We start from the raw sequence: 21170 nt of genomic DNA, 5'->3' as shown, positions 1-21170 counted from the left end.
ATACTTCCATCTCCGGGACTTGTGCATGTCTTTTACCCTGACGGCGGGCAGAAAGGCCGCCACCGCCGTGAGCGACGCCGAGCGGCAGATGCGCGTCGATCTCGCCGCCTGCTACCGGCTCGTGGCGCTTTACGGCTGGGACGATCTGATCTACACCCACATATCCGCGATGGTGCCCGGCGAGCCGGGGCACTTCCTCATCAATCCGTTCGGTCTGACGTTCGATGAAGTGACGGCGTCCAATCTCGTGAAGATCACGATGAACGGCGAGATCGCGGGGGAGAGCGAACATCCGGTGAACGTGACCGGCTTTGCCCTGCACGGCGCGGTACATGCCGCGCGTGCCGACGCGGTGTGCGTCATGCATCTGCACAATACGGCCGGCATCGCGGTCTCGAACCAGCCGCACGGCCTGCTGCCGATGTCGCAGCACGCGCTGCGCTTTCATGAGCGCATCGGCTATCACGACTACGAGGGCCTGGCGTTTTCGCCTTCGGAGAGCGAACGGCTCGTGGCGTCGCTCGGCGCGCATCCCGCCATGCTGCTGCGCAATCACGGCACGCTTACCGTCGGCCGCACCGTCGCCGAGGCGTTCGTGCTGATGGCCACGCTCATCAAGGCCTGCGACATCCAGTTGCAGACGCTCGCCGGCGGCATCGTCCCTCATTTGCCCAGCCCGGCCGTGCAGGACAAGACGGCGGTGCAACTCGAAGATGGCGGCGCCATCGAAGGCGTGCTGGAATGGCCCGCGCTGCTGCGCAAACTCGATAGAATAGACGCTTCGTTTCGCGACTGACGGCATCGGTGTCGTCGTTCGCGCGACGTCCGGCAACCCTTCGCGCGGGGCGCAGGCGCGATGCCGGCTTTCATAACAGTACAAGGAGAGATACAACAATGCCTACGTTTCACGTCGAGATGTTCGAGGGCCGCACGGTCGAGCAAAAACGCGCGTTCGTCAAAGCCGTCACGGAAGCGGCGGTGAGCACGATCGGCTGTGCGCCGGAGTCCGTCGACATCATCATTGCCGACGTCAAGCGCGAGAACTGGGCCACCGGCGGCGTGCTGTGCTCCGATCCGCGACCGGAATAAGCCGGCCGGGATCACCGGTCGATTGACGATTGGAGACGGGGAGCCTCGACGGATCCCCGTCGTCGCATTGAAGAGGTTGTCATGTCGCACGTCCCGTCTGCACCCAAGGTATCGAATGCGTCCGCGCTCGCCGCACCGGCTGGCGGCGATGTCGCGCAAACGCCCCAGCACTTTGCTTCGGACAACTACGCCGGGATCTGCCCCGAGGCGCTGCACTATCTGATCGAGGCCAACGCCAGCGGCCACGAAGTGGCGTATGGCGACGACACCTGGACACAGCGTGTATGCGACGGTCTTCGCAAATTGTTCGACACGGATTGCGACGTATTCTTCGTCTTCAACGGCACGGCGGCCAACTCGCTGGCGCTGGCGTCGCTCTCGCAGTCGTACCATTCGGTGATCTGCCACGAGCTCGCGCACGTCGAGACCGACGAGTGCGGTGGTCCGGAATTCTTCTCCAACGGCGCGAAGCTGCTCACCGCACGCGGGTGCGAGAACAACGGCAAGCTCACGCCGGAGGCGGTCGAGTCGGTCATCAGCCGCCGCTCGGACATCCATTTCCCGAAACCCAAGGTCGTCACGCTCACGCAGGCGACGGAAGTCGGCACGGTCTACTCCGTCGACGAAATCAAGGCGATCTCGGCGGTAGCCAGACGCCGCAACCTTCGCGTGCACATGGATGGGGCGCGTTTCGCCAACGCGGTCGCCACGCTCGGATGCCATCCGGGCGACGTCACCTGGCGCGCGGGCGTGGACGTGTTGTGTTTCGGCGGCACCAAGAACGGTCTGCCGGTCGGCGAGGCGGTGGTGTTCTTCAACCGTGCACTCGCCGAGGACTTTGCGTATCGCGTGAAGCAGGCCGGGCAACTCGCCTCGAAAATGCGCTTCATTTCCGCGCCGTGGCTCGGCATGCTGGAACACGACACCTGGCTGCGCAACGCCCGCCACGCGAACGCGATGGCGCAACGGCTCGCCGAGCGCATTCGCGGCGTACCCGGTGTGTCGCTGATGTTCGAAACGCAGGCCAACGCCGTGTTCGCCGAACTACCGCTGCACGTGATCGAAGCGCTGCGCGCGAAGGGGTGGCGCTTCTATACGTTCATCGGCGCCGGTGGCTGCCGCTTCATGTGCGCCTGGGACACACGCGTCGAGACGGTCGAGCGCCTCGCCGCCGACATTCGCGAGCTCAGCGGCGCGCGGACCTGAGCCCGCCTCGCTCGAGCGATCAGCCTTGAAGCGGTGCGGGTGCCGTGGGCGTGAGGAAACGATGCGCGAGCGCATGATAGAACGACGGTGCAATCGTTTTCGAGACCTGCGTGGACAGCAGGGCGACGGCCATCAGCGGGATCACCATCTGGTGGCCGTCGATCATCTCCATCACGATCACGAACGAAGTGATCGGCGACTGCGTGACGGCCGCCAGGTAGCCGACCATGCACAGTGCCGCCATCGCGGGCAATGGCACGACCGACGTGATGCTGGCCAGCAGACTACCGAGACCGGCGCCGATGGCCAGCGATGGCGCGAAGATGCCGCCCGGAATCCCCGATAGATACGACACCGACAGCGCCGCGAACTTCATCAGTGCGTAGAACGGCGAGAGCGTTTCGTGCGTTTCGAGCAGCGCGCGTGCTTCGGTGTAGCCGCTGCCGAACGTCAGACCGCCCGAGGCGATGCCGATCGCCGCGATGGCCAGCCCGCACAGGAATGCGAAGTGAACCGGGCGTGCGCGGCGCAGCTTCACGAGCGGCGCGGGCATCCAGCGCGCGATATTGAGCATCAGCCAACTGAACAGGCCGCCCGATACGCCGGTGATCAGGCTCGCGGCGATAAGCACCGGGATCAGAGTCCAGCGAAATTCGCTGAGTGCCTTGATGTGGCCGAAGTACAGATAGTTGCCCTGCAGGCCGAGCGCCACGACGCCCGAGAAGATGATGGCGGTGATCAGCGTGCCGCTGTTGCGCGCGACGAAACTGCGGCTCAGTTCCTCGATGGCGAACACTACGCCCGCAAGCGGCGTGTTGAATGCGGCAGCAAGACCTGCCGCCGCCCCGGCGAGCGTCAGTTGCCGCTCGATATGGGCGCTGCTGCGCCGGTAGCCGCGCCGCATGGCGTACATGAGCGATGCGCCGATCTGCACCGTGGGCCCCTCGCGTCCGATGGTAAAGCCGCAGACGATGCCGAGAAACGAGACCGCGATTTTGCCGAACATGATGCGCAGCGTGAGCAGCGACTTCGACAGGTGCGAGTCCTGCAACGTGGCGATCACCTGGGGAATGCCGCTGCCTTCCGAGCCCTTGAAGAACTTCTGCGTCAGCCAGATGGCCAATGCCGCGCCCACTGGCGTGACGACAAGCGGCACCCAGAAGCCGTGCGAGAGCATGCGCTGAAACAGCTCGAAACCGAAGTCCATGAGCTTGGCGTACGCCACCGACACCAGACCGACGAGCACCGCGCCGAGCCAGAACACGCCGTAGTTGTGCCACAAGCGGAGCGACCGATGCATGCCTCGTCTGGCAAGCCGAGCAGGCAGCGCGAGTGCGGGCGAGGGGGCGGGGGAGGAAGGCGCGGGCGGCGAACCGGCGGAACCGGGGGTATGAGGGGCGCCGGAGGGCTGAGAGGAATCAGCGGGCGGGGGCGAGTCCGGCGAGGGAGCGGAACCGGCCGGAGAGGGAACATCGGGCGTTCCGGACGTTCCGGACGAATTGGGGGTATTGGGCGTATCGGACCTGTTGGACGTGCCGGAATCGTTGGCCGAGTTCGGCCAACCGGCTGAATCGGATGCGTCGGATGCAGGCGTGGCGTTGGGCGTATCGGACACGTGGCGGGGACGAGGGTGGCGAGACAATGGCCGATTATATGCCTGTGTTGGCGTGAGGCCCGCCCAATGGCGTCCCGTATTCGATGGAATGTGCAGCGCGTCATGAGTTCATTTAAGATGTTCGAATTCGCCGAAGAACGATCATGAACGAACTTATTTTCTGTCCCTGCTGTGCCTCGCAACTCGATTCGCGCGAGGTGGCCGGACGTGTGCGCCGTGCCTGTCCGGATCCCGTCTGCGGCTTCGTCCATTGGGATAACCCGCTGCCCGTGGTCGCCGGTCTCGTGGAATATCGCGGCCAGATTCTGCTGGCCCGCAACGCCGCCTGGACCGAGGGCATGTTCGCGCTCATCACGGGTTTCCTGGAGCGCGACGAGACGCCTGAGGACGGTGTCCGGCGTGAAATCAAGGAAGAAACCAATCTCGACGTGGATGCGATCTCGCTGCTGGGCGTCTACGAGTTCATGCGCAAGAACGAACTGATCATCGCCTACCACGCGGTGTGCGACGGCGACATCCAGCTCTCGGAAGAGCTCGCCGAATTCCGTCTCGTGGCGCCGGAGCGTGTGCGTCCATGGCGCGCCGGCACCGGACACGCCGTGGCCGAATGGCTGCGGCGGCGCAATCTGCCGATCGAGTACGTGGAGTCGGCGCGGCTGTCGATTGCAGGTTGACGGCGGCGCGCCGGGATCGTGAGGCAATAAGGGATGGCCGACGCGAGACTACGGTAGAATCGCGGTTCGCAGGGCGAGCCCGGCACGCGATCCGAACGAGACGGACGAGACAAACCAGAGACGGAAGAGGGACATGAGCATGGAATTCCAGAAAGAAGTCGACGCGAGCGGCCTGAACTGCCCGCTGCCGATCCTGCGCGCGAAGAAGGCGTTGGCCGAGATGCAGAGCGGCGAAGTACTGCACATCATCGCGACCGATCCTGGTTCGGCTCGCGACTTCAGCGCCTTCGCCAAGCAGACGGGCAACGAATTGCTCGAATCGCGCGAAGACGGCAAGACCTTCCATTTTCTGATGCGTCGCCGCTAAGCCGCGAGGCATCGCGCGCCGCGCGCAGGCGCGGCGGACAGGCGAAAAAAAGCCGACGGACTTGCCGTCGGCTTTTTCATGGGTCGGGCGAGATGGCTTACGCCAGATCGCCGTGCGTTTCGTGCGTTTCGCGCAGGTAATCGCGGAAGGCGTCCTTGAGTTCCGGGTGACGCAGCGCGAATTCCACCGTCGCCTTCAGATACCCCAGCTTGCTGCCACAGTCGAAGCGCTTGCCCTTGTAGCGATAGGCCAGCACGACTTCATCCTGCATGAGCTTCTGGATGGCGTCGGTGAGCTGGATCTCGCCACCCGAACCCGGATCGATTTCGCGGATGCAGTCGAAAATGCGCGGGCGCAGCACATAGCGGCCGACCACGCCCAGGTTCGACGGTGCGTGCTCCGGCGCCGGCTTCTCGACGATGTTTGTCAGCTTGACGATGTCCGTCTCGCCCCACTCGTTGCCCGCGACGATCCCGTAAGAGCGGCTTTGCTCGATGGGGATCTCTTCCACGCCGATGATCGAGTTGTGATACTGGTTGTACAGATCGACCATCTGCTTGAGCACGGGCGGGTCGCCGTCGAGCAAGTCGTCGGCGAGGATGACCGCGAACGGCTCGTCGCCCACGAGCTTCTCGGCGCACAGCACCGCGTGGCCCAGACCCAGCGCCTTCGGCTGACGCACGTAGAAGCAGTCGATGTGCGACGGTTTGATCGAGTGCACCACGTCGAGCAGTGCCTGTTTGTTCTTCGCTTCGAGTTCTGCTTCGAGCTCGAAAGCGGTGTCGAAATGGTCTTCGATCGCGCGCTTGTTGCGCCCGGTCACGAAGATCATCTCGGTGATGCCGGCGGCCGCAGCTTCCTCCACCGCATACTGAATCAGCGGTTTGTCGACGACGGGCAGCATCTCTTTCGGGCTGGCCTTGGTCGCCGGGAGGAATCGGGTGCCGAGGCCCGCCACGGGGAACACGGCTTTGGTCACAGCGGTTTTCATTGGTTTCTCCCTCTTTGATTTGAGAGCGTCTCAGGCTGGCAGGCGGGCGAGCTGTGCCTGCAATTTGCCGAGGACCGCCTCAAAATCGACCAGTCGTTGCTTCTCAAGTTCCACGACATTGGCAGGGGCGCGCGCCACGAAGCTTTCGTTGGACAGCTTGCCGTGGCACTTGGCGATCTCGCCTTCGAGGCGTTTGACTTCCTTGCCGAGGCGCTCGCGCTCGGCCGCGACGTCGATTTCCACCTTCAGCGCCAGCTTGTTGGCGCCCACCACGGCAAGCGGTGCGCCGGCAGCCTGGGCGTCGAGCGCGGCTTCGTCGGCGAGCACCTGCACGTCGGAGAGTTTCGCAAGCGTCTGCAGATACGGCGCAATCGACTTGAGGAAATCAACGTCGCCCGCGACCAGCAGCGGCACGCGCTGCGCCGGCGACAGGTTCATCTCGCCGCGCAGGTTGCGGCACGCGTCCACGGCGGCCTTGAGTTGCTGCATCCACGCTTCGTCGCTCTCGTCGATCTTGCCGGCATCGGCCACCGGATACGGCTGCACCATGATGCTGGCTTCGCCCGCGGCCTTATCGGCCGGGTAGCGGCCGGCGAGCGGCGCCACTTTCTGCCACAGCGCCTCGGTGATGAACGGGATGATCGGGTGCGCCAGACGCAGCACCGTCTCGAGCACGCGCAGCAGCGTGCGGCGCGTGGCGCGTTGCTGCGCCGGCGTGCCGTTCTGGAGCTGCCATTTGGCCAGCTCCACGTACCAGTCGCAGTACTCGTCCCACACGAACTTGTAGATGGCGCTGGCGATGTTGTCGAAGCGGTAGTCGGCGAAACCCTTCTCGACGTCGGCTTCCACGCGCTGGAGCAGCGACACGATCCAGCGGTCGGCGCGCGAGAAGTCGAGCTGACCGTCGGGGCCGCAGTCGCCCACGCACGGCGCCATGCCGCAGTCGTGGCCTTCGCAGTTCATCAGCACGAAGCGCGTGGCGTTCCACAGCTTGTTGCAGAAGTTGCGATAGCCTTCGCAACGCGCCAGATCGAAGTTGATGTTGCGCCCGAGCGTGGCCATCGAGGCGAACGTGAAGCGCAGCGCATCGGTGCCGAACGGCGCGATGCCGTCCGGGAATTCCTTGCGCGTCTTCTTCTCGATGCTGGCCGCCTGCTTCGGATTCATCAGGCCGGTGGTGCGCTTGGCGACGAGCGCCTCGAGCGCCACGCCATCGACGATGTCGATCGGATCGAGCGTGTTGCCCTTCGACTTGGACATCTTCTGGCCTTCGGCATCGCGCACCAGGCCGTGCACGTACACGGTCTTGAACGGTACCTTGCCGGTGAAGTGCGTGGTCATCATGACCATGCGCGCCACCCAGAAGAAGATGATGTCGAAGCCCGTCACGAGCACCGACGAGGGCAGGAAGTGCTTCAGTTCCGGCGTCTCCTGCGGCCAGCCGAGCGACGAGAACGGCACCAGCGCCGACGAGAACCACGTGTCGAGCACGTCTTCGTCGCGCTTGAGGGCGCCGGTGTAGCCGGCGGCGCGCGCCTTCTCGGCGGCTTCCTCTTCCGTGCGCGCGACGTACACGTTGCCGTTTTCGTCGTACCACGCCGGAATCTGGTGGCCCCACCACAGTTGACGGGAGATGCACCAGTCCTGGATGTTCTCGAGCCACTGGTTGTAGGTCGTGGTCCAGTTTTCCGGAACGAACCTGATTTCACCGCTGCGCACCACGTCGAGCGCGGTCTCGGTGATCGACTTGCCCGGATGGAACGTGCCTTCCGGTGCGGGCTTGCTCATGGCCACGAACCACTGGTCGGTGAGCATCGGCTCGATGACCGTGCCGGTGCGGTCGCTGCGCGGCACCATCAGCTTGTGCGGCTTGACCGATTCGAGCAGGCCCTCGGCGTCGAGGTCGGCCACGATCTGCTTGCGCGCGTCGAAACGATCCATGCCGCGGTATTTTTCCGGGGCGTTTTCGTTGATCTTCGCGTCGAGCGTGAGGATGTTGATCTGCGGCAGGTTGTGGCGCTGGCCGACGGCGTAGTCGTTGAAGTCGTGCGCCGGCGTGACCTTCACCACGCCCGTGCCGAATTCGAGATCGACGTAATCGTCGGCGATGATCGGAATTTCGCGATCGGACAGCGGCAGCTTGGCCATCTTGCCGATCAGGTGCCTGTAGCGCTCGTCTTCCGGATGGACCATCAGCGCGACGTCGCCCAGCATCGTCTCCGGACGCGTGGTCGCGACCGTGAGCGAGCCCGTGCCGTCGGCGAGCGGGTAGCGGATGTGCCACAGCGAGCCGTCTTCTTCCTCGCTCACCACTTCCAGGTCGGACACGGCCGTGAGCAAGGTCGATTCCCAGTTCACGAGGCGCTTGCCGCGATAGATCAGCCCCTGCTCATGGAGCGTGACGAACACGTCGCGCACGGCGCGCGACATCTTCTCGTCCATGGTGAAGTACTCGCGGCTCCAGTCGATGGAGGCCCCCAGGCGGCGAACCTGGCGCGTGATCGTGCTGCCCGACTGTTCCTTCCATTCCCAGACGCGTTCGACGAACTTCTCGCGGCCGAGATCGTGGCGCGAAACCTTCTGGGCGTCGAGCTGACGCTCCACGACGATCTGCGTGGCGATACCCGCGTGGTCGGTCCCCGGCACCCAGAGGGTGTTCGCGCCCTTCATGCGGTGGTAGCGCGTGAGGCCGTCCATGATCGTCTGGTTGAACGCGTGGCCCATGTGCAGCGTGCCGGTGACGTTCGGCGGCGGCAACTGGATGCTGAAATCTTCGCGGGCGTCGACGAAAGTCGGGCGGGCATAGCCGCGGCGCTCCCATTCGGGGCCCCAGTGGGCTTCGACGTCCTGCGGCTCGAAGCTCTTGGCAAGCGTATTGTCGCTGTCGCTCATGGATTGGATGGACCGTGTAATGCGTGAAACCCTGAATTATAAAAGATTCGGCGCCATTTCCGCGCCGCAGCAGGATTTATAATCGGGCTTCACTCGAAATTCCTTCCCGACATGCCCGATCTGCTCGCCAATCTGAACCCCGAACAACTGGCCGCCGTGACCCTCCCGGACGAGCCGGCCCTGATCCTCGCGGGGGCAGGTTCCGGTAAAACGCGCGTGCTGACCACCCGCATCGCCTGGCTCATCCAGCAGGGCCTCGTCGGCCCGGCGGGGATCCTGGCGGTCACCTTCACCAACAAGGCGGCCAAGGAAATGCAGGCGCGCCTGGGCGCCATGCTGCCGATCAGTACGCGCGCGATGTGGATCGGCACCTTCCACGGCCTGTGCAACCGCATGCTGCGTGCGCATTTCCGCGACGCCGGGCTGCCGCAGAGCTTCCAGATCCTGGATCAGGCCGATCAGCTCTCCGCCATCAAGCGGATGATGAAGGCGGCGAACGTCGACGACGAGAAGTATCCGCCCAAGAACCTGCAATATTTCGTCAACAACGCCAAGGAGCAAGGCCTGCGCCCGCACGAGGTCGAGGCCAACGACGCCTTCAACCAGAAGTTCGTCGAGCTCTATACGGCCTATCAGGAGCAGTGTCAGCGCGAAGGCGTGGTGGATTTCGCCGAACTGCTGCTGCGCTGCTTCGAGCTGCTCAAGCACAACGAGCCGCTGCGCGTGCACTATCAGGCGCGCTTTCGCCATATCCTCGTCGACGAGTTCCAGGACACGAACAAGCTGCAGTACGCCTGGCTCAAGATGCTCGCCGGATCGGACGGCGCCGTGTTCGCCGTGGGCGACGACGATCAGAGCATCTACGCGTTTCGTGGTGCCAACGTCGGCAATATGGCCGACTTCGAGCGCGAATTTCGCGTTCGTCATCTGATCAAGCTAGAGCAGAACTACCGCTCGCACGGCAATATTCTCGATGCCGCCAACGCACTCATCTCGAATAACGCGCGGCGTCTGGGCAAGAATCTGCGTACCGATGCGGGCCATGGCGAGCCTATTCGCGTCTACGAGGCGGCCACCGACCTGCAGGAAGCGAGCTGGCTCGTCGAGGAAATCAAGGCGCTCGTCGCCCAGGGGCTGTCACGCCAGGACATCGCCATTCTTTATCGCAGCAACGCCCAGTCGCGCGTGATGGAACATGCGCTCGTTGGCGCGGGCATCGCGTATCGCGTGTACGGCGGGCTGCGCTTTTTCGAGCGTCAGGAAGTCAAGCATGCGCTGGCTTACCTGCGACTCATCGAGAATCCCAACGACGATACGGCGTTCGCGCGCGTGGTGAACTTCCCCGCGCGCGGCATCGGCGCCCGGTCGCTGGAGCAACTGGCCGACGCGGCGCGCCTGTACAACTGCTCGATGTACGCCGCCGTGCCTTACATGACAGGCAAGGCCGGGACCAACCTGACGGCGTTCGTGCGGCTGGTGGAGCAGATGCGCCATGACACCGGGCGGCTCACGCTGCCGGAGGTCGTCACGCACGTGATCGAGGCGAGCGGGCTGATCGCCCACTACCAGACCGAGAAGGAAGGCCAGGATCGGATCGAGAACTTGCAGGAGCTCGTGCACGCGGCCACGGCGTTCATCGCCGAGGAAGGGTATGGGCTGGATGCTCCGGCGCGTCTGATTGCCGTGCGTCCAGCGCTGCCGGGCGCCCCGGACGTGCTCGCGTCGCCTGATGGTGTGGTCGATGCCGATACGCCGGTGGAGATGACGCCGCTCGCGGGCTTCCTCTCGCACGCGTCGCTCGAAGCGGGGGACAACCAGGCCGAAGCGGGGCAGGACGCCGTGCAACTGATGACCGTCCATGCGGCCAAGGGGCTGGAATTCACGGCGGTGTTCGTCACCGGGCTGGAAGAGGGGCTTTTCCCGCACGAAAACAGTGCGATGGAACTCGACGGTCTGGAAGAGGAACGGCGCCTGATGTATGTCGCGATCACGCGCGCCAAGGAACGGTTGTACCTGTCGTTCACGCAGACCCGCATGCTGCATGGCCAGACGCGTTACAACGTGCGCTCGCGCTTCTTCGACGAAATTCCCGAGGAAGTGCTGAAGTTCCTGACGCCGCGTGCGCAGCCGGGTGCCCGTCTGGGGCAGGGCGAGCCGGCGTGGAATCGCGATTGGTTCGCGCGCCCGCAGAGCGCGCCGAAGCAGGACGAATGGGCGGCCACGAAGTCGGAACAGGCGCTGGCCGATCGGTCGCGTTCGACGCAAACGGGCTTCAAGCTCGGACAGGGCGTTTTCCACACCAAGTTCGGCGAAGGCAAGATCATCGGACTGGAGGGTGCGGGCGACGAGGCCCGGGCGCACGTGCGGTTCGGCCGCCACGGCGAAAAGTGGTTGGCCCTGGCCGCGGCGAAACTGCAGCCGATCGAGTAGGGTTTGTGCCGTGCCGCGCGCTGCGTCGGCACGGCACGGCGCGCAGCCGGGCGATAACCGGAATCGCCCCGCCACACTGCCATACCGCCGAATGGTGCTATGAAGTCGCCTCCTGACTTCTCTGCCGGTATACGCGGGCCATGCTCGCGAAGAACGAAAGAGCGGATATCGCGCAGGCCAGGGCGAAGACGTATTCGGAAAAGTACTGTTCCGGACTGTCGCTCACGCCGCCGGCCAGGGCAATGACCACGGCAACCAGTGCCGCGCCGATCGACTGCCCTGTGGTTCTGGCCGTCGACAGTACGCCGGACGCGCTGGATGTCCGGTGCTTCGCCGCGTTGGCGAACATCTCCTTGTTGTTTGGCGGGAGAAAGAACCCGTAACCCATGCCGCACACGGCGACCCGCCACAGGAAATCCGCGACCCGTGGCTGATCCGGCAGAAAAACCAGAGAGCCGAGTCCCAGACAGAAAATCAGGACGCCAAGGCTCGAGACCTGTGTCGCATTGAGGCGATTGGTCAGCCGACCGGCAAAGGGCGCGCAAATGGCGACCGTGATCGGCCACGGCGTGAAGATGAATGCCGACTCCAGAACACTGTAAGCGTACGTGTGCTGCAACACGAATGGCAACGCGACCAACGCCATGCCCTGCGAGACGAACAGCGTCACGGAAGTGAGTACCGCAAACGTGTACCGGCGCGACTGGAAAATATCCAGCGGCAGCAACGGGTTTCTCGCGCGCGTCTGGCCAGCGATAAACGCATACAGCAGAAATGCCGACACGGCAGCGAGCATGAGCACGGTGCGGTTGTCCCATCGTCCGATCTGATCGACGGCAAGCGCAAACAGGCCGAATGCGGCCGCCGACGTGAACGCCCCCAGGAAGTCGAAGCCTCGCTCCTTGTGCGTGTCTTTGCCGAGCGAGATGAGCGAGAAGACGATCGCTGCCACCCCCAGCGGCAGATTGATGTAGAAGAGCCACGGCCAAGAGGCGTAGGAAACGATCAGCCCACCCAAGGCCGGGCCAAGGGCGGTGCCGACGGCGAACGTCAGCGCGTTGATGCCGAAGATGGTCCCCAGCGATGCCGGCGGGAAGATCGCCCGGTACAGGCCATAGCCGACGCTGATCAGCACGGCGTAACTGATGCCCTGGATAACGCGCATCACGACCAGCATCATGAAACTGGTGGCAAGTCCGCAACCCAGCGACGAAATCGTGAACAGCACGAGCCCGATGACGTAAAACCGCCGTTCGCCGATTCTCGATCCGAGGGATGCGCAGGTCAGCATGGTGGCGGCGCTGGCGACTTGATAGCCGTTTGCCACCCAGATGACGGACGCCGCACTCACCCCGAGATCGGAGGAAATCGTGGGCAATGCGATGTTGACGATGGAACTGTCCAGCGAGGACATGAGGACGCCGAGCAGAATGGCAAGGGCCGCGAAATAGCGTCGGGGAACTTCGAATCCTTCTTCACCGGCTTCACCGGTCTTGGCGGCAGTCTGCATGGAGCGCCTTGTGGGGGAGGGGGAGATTCGACGATCGATGCCGGGGCAATGCTATTTCCGGCTCAGATTCTCGCTGATGTCCAGACCGTGCACCAGTCCCGAGAGCGACTTCAATATGACGGCCGTGACGCCCCAGATGTCGTATTTCTGCTCCGCCCAATACCAGGAGCCGGTCCGCTCGCCGTCGACATATTGCTTCGCCAGCTCCGGCTTGTGCAGGGTTGCCAACGGAAATTCAAAGACCTCTTCGACTTCGGCGGGAGCGGCCTCCCATGCGGCTGTCGCCGACACAAGGCCGACCACCGGCACGATGGCGTGGTTGCGCTTTCGGGTTTTATGAATGGGCAGGCACCCGACAATCCGAACCGCATCGGGTTGAAGGCAGATTTCTTCGAAGGCTTCCCGTAATGCCGTGGTCCCGACGTCGTGATCCTCGTCCATCGGACGCCCGCCGGGAAAGCTCACCTGTGAAGCGTACTCGCGCAAGCCGGACGAGCGTGTGGTCAGGAGTACTGTGGGCTCCTGTTGCGCCACGAGGGCGATCAGTACGGCGGACAGTTTCCACGGGGCATCGTCGCTATCGAGCGAGGCTCTGGCCGCAGACCAGTCCATGGAACCCGGAATCCGGCAGCGCTCGACGCCTCGGATAATGGCTTCCACAATGGGCTGCCGCGTCCCGGCGCTCGTCAGCAGTCTGGCGGGCTCGCCACCGGCATCCAGGACACTTCTCTCGGTCTCCATATCATCGCTCTGCGTGAATACAGCGGAAGTGCCATCATGCGGTGACTCGCAACCAGCGTCTATCGGACCGGATTTGTCCGCCGACGACGCAAGCTTACGCTTCCGGCGGCGCGACGTTCGGGTCGATGGCGCCGATTTCCTGCACGCCGAAACAGCCGCGATAGCTCGCATAGAACGAGCAATACAGTACGGCCGTGAACAGGATCGAGTATGGCATGAGGACGAGCATGGCGTACTGATAGGCGCCCATTGCGGCCATTGCCAATGCCACGATGAACGGCAGCACCGTCGCCACGATGGCGGTGCACAGTCCGTAGACGACGAACGCGCGCAGGTTGCGCACGCAGGCCGTCCAACTGAAGAAGAGGGCCTTGACCGGCGAGACGTCGTGCCATGCGACCAGTACCGGCGCAAACCAGAACATCATGGCGACCGGCACGTAGGCCACGCCCGCGGCGAGCAGCGCCTGACCTATCGAGCCGTTCACGATCGACTCTTCGGTGATGCGCCCGCCGAAGAGCATCTTGCCGAGCAGGTCGCCGCCATCGAACAGCGCCGAGAACAGGAATACGGCGACCATCGCCAGGATGTAGTAACCGCCCAGCACGAGCAGCCGGCGCGAAACCTCTTTGCCGTGACCGCGAAAACCGTCGAGCAGCACGGGCGGCAGCACCTGCTTGTTCTTGATGATGTCGCGGCATGCGGCCATGAAGCCCACGGACAGGCCGGGGATGAACAGCAGCGGCAGGAAAGCGCCTACGACCGGCAGGATCGAGAGCACCATCACGCCGAACAGATAGGCGAAGAGCAGCGTCAGAATGGCGAGCGGGTTCTTGCGGAACAGCCAGATGCCCTGGCGCAGCCACACATAACCACTCTTCGGCGGGACTTCAAGCAATTGCATAGGATTCGAATGACTCCGATGGAGCGTCGGGTTACAGCCAGGGAATGGAAACGGCTTCGATGCGCTGGCGCAGAATTCGTTCGAAATGGCCAGGGTCGTGCGGCTTGAGCATCTCGGCCGCGCGTGGCAAGTGAAAATCATACAGGCGCGAGAGCCAGAAGCGCAGCGCACCCGCACGCAGCATGTCGCGCCAGTGCGACGCCTCGATGTCCGTGAGCGGGCGCACCGTCTCGTAGGCGCGCAGCATGGCATGCACGCGCGCCTCGTCCAGCACGCCCGTCGACAGGTCGCAACACCAGTCGTTGACCGTCACGGCCAGATCGAACAGCCACTTGTCGCAGCCGGCGAAGTAGAAATCGAAGAATCCGCCCAGGCGCGGTGAACCGTCCGGCGCCGTATCGAATAGCACGTTGTCGCGGAACAGATCGCAATGGCAGGGGCCGGCCTGCATCGCCCGGTAGTCCGCCGACGCGAAGAACGCTTCCTGATGCGCCATTTCGCTCTCGAGCAAGGTGCGCTCCGCATCGCTCAGGAAGGCGTGCACGGCAGGCGCCGCCTCGCGCCACCACGGCAGGCTGCGCAGGTTGGCCTGTTCGAGCGCGAAGTCGCGTCCGGCCAGATGCATGCGCGCCAGCATGGCGCCCACGTGCGTGCAATGTTCCGGCGTGGGGGCCAGCTCGGCGCGACCCGCCAGCTTGGTGACGATGGTCGCGGGCTTGCCGTTCAACTCGCCCAGAATCTCGCCCGTCCGGTCGGGAATCGGGTCCGGCACCGGCACGCTGTGATGCGCCAGATGGCCCATCAATTGCAGATAGAACGGCAACTGGGTGGCCGTCAGCTTTTCGAACAGCGTCAGCACGAACTCGCCGCGCTCGGTCGTCAGGAAATAGTTGGTGTTCTCGATGCCGGAACTGATGCCGCGGAAATCGAGAACGTTCCCCAAATCATAGCGTTGCAGCCATTCCTGGAGCTGCTCGGGCGAGACGGAAGTGAAAACAGCCATGCGTGCGTTGGTGGATGAAGCTCAGACAAACGGCCCGCGCGCGTGCGACGGGCCGCTGTTCGAGATGGACAGAATGCTGGCGCGCCGCGGGCGGCGCACGACGATCGAAGCGATCAGGGTACCAGAGACCTCAGAACTTCAGGCCGACGGACGGCAGACGATCGTTTTGCGACGTGTTGTCACGGGCGCGCGGCGCGTTGTCGGGCGGCGTGGTCAGTTGGTAGTTGGTGCCGAAGCGCGAGTGCACGTCGATTTCCGTTGGTTTGCCGCGATCGCGGTATTCGGTGACTGTCGTGCCCTGGTCGTTGACGTAATAGCTCGGCTTGCGTTCCTGATTGACGTCGACCGACGAGGTGCTCGACGCCGCGGCGCGGGCATCGGCCTCGCGTTTGGCGGCTTGCGCGGCGGTTTCCTTGCCATCCTGGGCAAAGGCTTGGCCAGCGAGCAGCAGGCCGGCACCAGCGAACAGGGGCAGGACACGGGAAAGGCGCGTTTTCATCATTATTCTCCGAGGGCGGGAACGCATCCGCGGCGTGTGGCGCAAGCCGGACCGGCGCGGTGGGTTCCAATATGTTCATTCTACCAAACGTGCATCGCTTCGCATTGTGAAATCGCGCTGAAGACGCCGTGGATACTCGCAGGACAGCGACCGTCCGTCTGGCAAGCAACGTTTTCCGGCGCTGTTTTCATTGAGCCTTGTGCGCAAGGAGACCCACGCTGGGGTGGCGCTATATTTCCTTGAGTAATAAACGAATCACGAAACAGTCGTTCCCGATGGCCACTCAATCTGGCATTCTGCGACGTTATTCTGATGGGTGGCCGTGTGCCGCCCATCTGCATTCTGGAGTCCGCAAGTCATGTCGTCTTCCGCCGCTTCGGCCGCCGTCAAAACGGCGCCGCCCTCGCCATCCTCCTACAACGCCCGGCCGCTGACGGTCGCGCTGGTCCTGATCGCGCTCGGTATCGTTTATCTGAACGCCACGGTCGGCCCCAAACAAGCCGCGCTCGCCGGCGTGGGCGCGCTGCTCGGCGTGGCGCTCTATCACGCAGCGTTCGGCTTCACTTCGGCCTGGCGCGTATTCATCGCCGATCGTCGCGGCGCGGGATTGCGCGCGCAGATGGTGATGCTCGCGCTCGGCGTGCTGCTGTTCTTCCCGGCGCTGGCCGACGGCACGCTCTTCGGCAACAAGGTCGTTGGGCTCGTGTCGCCGGTCGGCGTGTCGGTCGCCTTCGGCGCCTTCATGTTCGGCGTCGGCATGCAGCTCGGCGGTGGCTGTGCCTCGGGCACGCTCTACACCGTGGGCGGTGGCAGCACGCGCATGGTCGTCACGCTCGCGGCGTTCATTGTCGGCTCGGTGGTGGCGACGGCGCATCTGCCGTGGTGGGAATCGCTGCCGCATATCAAGCCTGTCTCGCTGGTCAATGCCTGGGGCCTGTGGCCGGCACTCATCGCCAACCTCGCCCTGTTCGCCGCGATCGGCGTTTTCACGCTGTGGGCGGAGAAGCGTCGCCACGGTCGTGTCGTCGGCGTGCCGATGACGCGCAGCGCCAAGGGCGCGCCCGCACTCTTGCGTGGTCCGTGGCCGCTGCTGTGGGGCGCGCTGGCGCTGGTGCTGCTCAATTACGCCACGCTCGCCCTGGCGGGTCGCCCCTGGGGCGTCACGTCGGCGTTTGCGCTGTGGGGCGCGAAGGCGTTCATGGCGATGGGCGTCGACGTGGCCTCGTGGCCGTACTGGGTCAAGCAGGCGAAGGTGCTCAACGCACCGGTCGCGCAGGACGTCACTACCGTCATGGACATCGGCATCGTTCTCGGTGCACTGGCGGCCGCCTCGATCGCAGGCAGGTTCGCGCCGGTGTGGAGGATTCCCGTGCGCTCGCTGCTCGCCGCCGTCGTGGGCGGGTTGTTGCTCGGCTACGGTGCGCGCCTGGCCTATGGCTGCAACATCGGCGCGTATTTCAGCGGCATCGTGTCGGGCAGCCTGCACGGCTGGCTGTGGCTCGTCGCCGCGTTCTTCGGCAACGTGTTCGGTACGCGCCTGCGTCCGTTCTTCGGTCTGGAAGTGGAAACCACGCCGCGCGAAACGGCCTGCTGATTTTGCGATTCCGCGGGCACCCGGCAGACGCGACGCCGTCAGCCGAGGTTGCCAACGTTGCCAAAGAAAAACGGCGCCCGTGCATGACACGCGGCGCCGTTCTTTCATGCCCGCAGGCGATGGCGATCACAGATAGAACATCTTCTCGCTGGTTTCGGTCTCGGGCTCGATGTGACCGTCGTAGAACGCGAACACGGCTTTCAGGATTTCGTCGGGATCGTCGATCACCTGCACCAGATCCAGATCCTTCTCGCTGATGAGTCCCATCGGCAGCATGGTCGAGCGTACCCAGTCGAGCAGCCCTTTCCAGAACTCCGTGCCGACGAGGATGACGGGCACATGCCGGGACTTCTGCGTTTGGATGAGCGTGAGCACTTCGGAGAGTTCGTCGAGCGTGCCGAAGCCGCCGGGCATGATCACGAACGCGTCCGAATTCTTCACGAACGTGACCTTGCGCGTGAAGAAGTGACGGAAGCGCAGCGAGATGTCCTGGTACTGATTGCCCTTCTGTTCGTGCGGCAGCTCGATGTTCAGGCCCACCGTCGGCGACGCGCCGCCGTGCGCCCCCTTGTTGGCCGCTTCCATGATGCCGGGCCCGCCGCCGGAGATCACGGCGAAGCCACTGTCCGAGAATTTCCGGGCGATGGTCATCGTCAGTTTGTAGAACGGGGACTTCGGCTTGATGCGCGCGCTGCCGTAGATACTGACGGCCGGACGGATCTCCGACAGGTACTCGGTGGCCTCGATGAACTCTGCCATAATCGTGAACATTTGCCACGACGCGCGCGCCTTTTTGGCCGTGGCGCGTTCATGGTCTGCCAGCATGCGCAGACTCGGTATCTCTTTTCTTCTCTTGGTCATATGTCGGAACAGCAAAGTCTGGAAGGTAAGACGCTCTTATTGGTCGATGGTTCGAGTTATCTTTATCGAGCCTACCACGCCCTGCCGGATTTGCGCGGCCCCAATGGCGAACCCACGGGCGCGTTGCACGGCATCGTCAACATGCTGCGCCGCATGCGTAAAGACGTACATGCAGAGTATAGCGCTTGCGTTTTCGACGCCAAGGGCAAGACGTTTCGCGACGATTGGTATCCGGAATACAAGGCCAACCGTCCGTCGATGCCGGACGATCTTCGTCTGCAGATCGAGCCGATTCACGAGGCCGTGCGCGCAATGGGCTGGCCGCTCCTGATGATCGACGGCGTGGAAGCCGACGACGTCATCGGCACGCTCGCCAGGCGCGCCACCGAGTTCGGCATGCGCGTGATCGTCTCCACCGGCGACAAGGATCTGGCGCAACTGGTCAACGACCGCGTGACGCTCGTCAACACGATGACGAACGAAACGCTCGACGTTGCTGGCGTGACCGCGAAGTTCGGCGTGCCGCCCGAGCGCATCGTCGATTACCTCACGCTGGTGGGCGACACGGTCGATAACGTGCCGGGCGTGGAGAAGTGCGGCCCGAAGACCGCCGTGAAGTGGCTCACGCAGTACGGCGATCTCGACAACCTCGTGGCCAACGCCGCCGAAGTGAAAGGGGCGGTCGGCGAGAACCTGCGTCGCGCGCTCGACTGGCTGCCAATGGGCCGCAAGCTCGTGACCGTGGCGCTCGACTGCGATCTCACGCCGCAGGTCACCTCGATCGAGGCGAGCCTCCAGACCCAGCCGGAAGACGCCGAAACCTTGCGCGACTTCTTCGCGCGTCACGGTTTCAAGACGCTGTTGCGCGAGGCCGAGACGGCGCTCGCCACGCAGGCGGGCGAGGCGGCGCCGGCACCGGCGACCGACACGATCGAGCGTCAATACGAAGCGGTGCTCACATGGGAGCAGTTCGACGCGTGGCTCAAGACCATCGAGGCGGCCGAGCTGACCGCGTTCGACACCGAAACCACTTCGCTCGACGCCATGCAGGCGCAACTCGTCGGCCTGTCGTTCTCGTGCGAGCCGGGGCGCGCCGCCTACATTCCGGTGGCGCACCGCGCGCCGGGCGAAGTCGAACAACTGCCGCGCGACGAAGTGCTGGCACGCCTGAAGGGCTGGCTCGAGAATCCGGATTGCAAGAAGGTCGGTCAGAACCTCAAGTACGACGCCCACGTGCTGGAGAACTACGGTATCGTGCTGCGCGGTATCGCCCACGACACGCTGCTCGAATCGTACGTGGTCGAGTCGCACCGCAGTCACGACATGGACAGCCTGGCGTCGCGCCATCTCGGCGTGTCCACGATCAAGTACGAGGACGTATGCGGCAAGGGCGCGAAGCAGATCGGCTTTGACGAGGTCAGCGTCGAACTTGCCACCCAGTACGCCGCGGAGGATGCCGACATCACGCTGCGCCTGCACCGTGCGCTCTATCCCGATGTCGCGCGCGAAGCCACGCTGGAGTTCGTCTACGGCAATATCGAGATGCCGACGGCGCGCGTGCTGCAGCGCATGGAGCGCAATGGCGTGCTCGTCGACACGGCACGGCTCGCCGCGCAGAGCGATGAAATCGGCCACAAGCTGATCGCGCTCGAAGCGGAAGCGTTTACGTTGGCGGGGCAGCAGTTCAATCTGAATTCACCGAAGCAGATCGGTGACATTTTCTTCACGCAACTGCAACTGCCGGTCGTCAAGAAGACCGCGAGCGGTGCGCCGTCGACCGATGAAGAAGTGCTCCAGAAGCTTGCCGAAGACTATCCCCTGCCGAAGGTGCTGCTGGAGTATCGCGGCCTCGCGAAGCTCAAGTCGACCTACACCGACAAACTGCCCAAGATGGTCAATCCGTCGACGGGGCGCGTGCATACGAATTACGCGCAGGCCGTGGCAATCACGGGCCGGCTCGCGTCAAACGATCCCAATCTGCAGAACATTCCGGTGCGCACGACCGAGGGCCGACGGATTCGCGAGGCGTTCGTGGCGCCGCCGGGCAGCCAACTGGTGTCGGCCGACTACTCGCAGATCGAATTGCGCATCATGGCGCATATCTCGGGCGACGAAAGCCTGCTGCGCGCTTTCGCCAATGGCGAGGACATTCACCGCGCGACGGCCGCCGAAATCTTCGCGGTCACGCCGCTGGAAGTCTCGTCCGAGCAGCGCCGCTATGCCAAGGTCATCAATTTCGGTCTGATCTACGGCATGAGCGCGTTCGGTCTGGCAGCGAACCTCGGCATCGAGCGCGACGCCGCCAAGCAGTACATCGATCGCTATTTCATGCGCTACCCCGGCGTGGCGCGGTATATGGACGAGACGCGCAAGAGCGCCAAGGCGCGCGGTTACGTCGAGACGGTGTTCGGCCGCCGCCTGTGGCTGCCCGACATCAACGGCGGCAACGGTCCGCGCCGGCAGGCCGCCGAGCGCGCCGCCATCAATGCGCCGATGCAGGGCACGGCGGCCGATCTCATCAAGCTCTCGATGATCGCCGTGCAGCGCTGGCTGGACGATAGTGGCCTGCAGACGCGTCAGATCATGCAGGTGCACGACGAACTGGTGCTCGAAGTGCCCGATCACGAACTCGCCGAAGTTTGCAAGCGCTTGCCGGAACTGATGTGCGGCGTGGCGAAATTGCGCGTGCCGCTCGTGGCCGAGGTCGGTGTGGGCGAGAACTGGGAAAAGGCTCATTAACGGCGAGCGGCGGCGCTCCCGTCCGTTTGGCGAAGGGGCGATCCGTCTGGGACGC

17 protein-coding genes are annotated in these 21170 nt (G+C 64.1%); 8 read left to right on the top strand and 9 right to left on the bottom strand.

What is annotated here, in order from left to right; all coding sequences use genetic code 11:
* The first annotated feature begins 25 nt into the window (after positions 1-25).
* The 3 genes from RO07_RS16370 (at position 26) to RO07_RS16360 (ending at position 2295) form a co-directional block, all read left to right on the top strand.
* Complete coding sequence (locus RO07_RS16370) at positions 26-796, top strand: class II aldolase/adducin family protein (RefSeq protein WP_052267389.1); 771 nt, start codon at positions 26-28, stop codon at positions 794-796.
* Positions 797-894: 98 nt separating this feature from the next.
* A complete protein-coding gene (locus tag RO07_RS16365; RefSeq protein ID WP_039412436.1) occupies positions 895-1089 on the top strand; it encodes a 4-oxalocrotonate tautomerase in 195 nt (64 codons plus the stop codon).
* Between the two features lie 81 nt (positions 1090-1170).
* On the top strand, positions 1171-2295 hold the full coding sequence (locus RO07_RS16360; protein WP_072637078.1) for a threonine aldolase family protein: 1125 nt from the start codon (positions 1171-1173) through the stop codon (positions 2293-2295).
* 19 nt (positions 2296-2314) lie between these two features.
* Here RO07_RS16360 and RO07_RS16355 read toward each other — a convergent pair whose 3' ends face one another.
* Entirely contained in the window at positions 2315-3595 is a 1281-nt protein-coding gene (locus RO07_RS16355; RefSeq protein ID WP_052267388.1) for a chloride channel protein, read from the bottom strand.
* A gap of 458 nt (positions 3596-4053) precedes the next feature.
* Here RO07_RS16355 and RO07_RS16350 point away from each other — a divergent pair, with 458 nt between their 5' ends.
* Together RO07_RS16350 and RO07_RS16345 are read left to right on the top strand one after the other, a co-directional pair.
* Positions 4054-4584, top strand: coding sequence for an NUDIX domain-containing protein (locus RO07_RS16350; RefSeq protein ID WP_039412433.1), 531 nt, complete (start codon positions 4054-4056; stop codon positions 4582-4584).
* A gap of 139 nt (positions 4585-4723) precedes the next feature.
* Entirely contained in the window at positions 4724-4951 is a 228-nt protein-coding gene (locus RO07_RS16345) for a sulfurtransferase TusA family protein (protein ID WP_039415800.1), read from the top strand.
* Positions 4952-5048: 97 nt separating this feature from the next.
* On the opposite strand, the gene galU is transcribed toward RO07_RS16345, so the two are convergent.
* On the bottom strand, positions 5049-5942 hold the full coding sequence (gene galU, locus RO07_RS16340) for a UTP--glucose-1-phosphate uridylyltransferase GalU (protein ID WP_039412431.1): 894 nt from the start codon (positions 5940-5942) through the stop codon (positions 5049-5051).
* Between the two features lie 30 nt (positions 5943-5972).
* Positions 5973-8834, bottom strand: coding sequence for a valine--tRNA ligase (locus tag RO07_RS16335; RefSeq protein WP_039412429.1), 2862 nt, complete (start codon positions 8832-8834; stop codon positions 5973-5975).
* A gap of 111 nt (positions 8835-8945) precedes the next feature.
* On the opposite strand from RO07_RS16335, the gene RO07_RS16330 reads away from it, so the two are divergent.
* Complete coding sequence (locus tag RO07_RS16330) at positions 8946-11264, top strand: UvrD-helicase domain-containing protein (RefSeq protein WP_039412428.1); 2319 nt, start codon at positions 8946-8948, stop codon at positions 11262-11264.
* Positions 11265-11361: 97 nt separating this feature from the next.
* Here the strand turns inward: RO07_RS16330 and RO07_RS16325 are convergent, their stop codons facing one another.
* From RO07_RS16325 to RO07_RS16305, 5 genes are all read right to left on the bottom strand, one after another.
* A complete protein-coding gene (locus RO07_RS16325) occupies positions 11362-12774 on the bottom strand; it encodes a DHA2 family efflux MFS transporter permease subunit (RefSeq protein ID WP_039412425.1) in 1413 nt (470 codons plus the stop codon).
* A 51-nt stretch (positions 12775-12825) separates the two neighbouring features.
* Positions 12826-13515 (bottom strand): NUDIX hydrolase, encoded by a 690-nt coding sequence (locus RO07_RS16320; RefSeq protein WP_052267387.1) that lies wholly within the window; start codon positions 13513-13515, stop codon positions 12826-12828.
* Between the two features lie 94 nt (positions 13516-13609).
* Positions 13610-14419 carry a BPSS1780 family membrane protein gene (locus RO07_RS16315; RefSeq protein WP_039412422.1) on the bottom strand — a complete coding sequence of 270 codons (810 nt, stop codon included), beginning with the start codon at positions 14417-14419 and terminating at the stop codon, positions 13610-13612.
* 31 nt (positions 14420-14450) lie between these two features.
* A complete protein-coding gene (locus RO07_RS16310) occupies positions 14451-15422 on the bottom strand; it encodes a homoserine kinase (RefSeq protein WP_039412419.1) in 972 nt (323 codons plus the stop codon).
* Between the two features lie 130 nt (positions 15423-15552).
* The gene (locus RO07_RS16305; protein ID WP_157118213.1) at positions 15553-15924 is read right to left on the bottom strand and encodes a hypothetical protein; all 372 of its coding nucleotides are present in this window, start codon (positions 15922-15924) and stop codon (positions 15553-15555) included.
* 355 nt (positions 15925-16279) lie between these two features.
* Here RO07_RS16305 and RO07_RS16300 point away from each other — a divergent pair, with 355 nt between their 5' ends.
* Positions 16280-17515, top strand: coding sequence for a YeeE/YedE family protein (locus RO07_RS16300; RefSeq protein WP_039412416.1), 1236 nt, complete (start codon positions 16280-16282; stop codon positions 17513-17515).
* A gap of 126 nt (positions 17516-17641) precedes the next feature.
* Here the strand turns inward: RO07_RS16300 and RO07_RS16295 are convergent, their stop codons facing one another.
* Positions 17642-18376, bottom strand: a complete 735-nt coding sequence (locus RO07_RS16295) for an LOG family protein (protein ID WP_039412413.1) — start codon at positions 18374-18376, stop codon at positions 17642-17644.
* Here RO07_RS16295 and polA point away from each other — a divergent pair, their 5' ends adjacent.
* On the top strand, positions 18377-21115 hold the full coding sequence (gene polA / locus RO07_RS16290; RefSeq protein ID WP_039412410.1) for a DNA polymerase I: 2739 nt from the start codon (positions 18377-18379) through the stop codon (positions 21113-21115). It begins immediately after the preceding gene.
* The last annotated feature ends 55 nt before the right edge of the window (positions 21116-21170 follow it).

The sequence above is a fragment of the Pandoraea pulmonicola genome, from assembly GCF_000815105.2.
Lineage (GTDB): Bacteria > Pseudomonadota > Gammaproteobacteria > Burkholderiales > Burkholderiaceae > Pandoraea > Pandoraea pulmonicola.
This window is presented reverse-complemented; position numbering and strand designations above follow the sequence as displayed.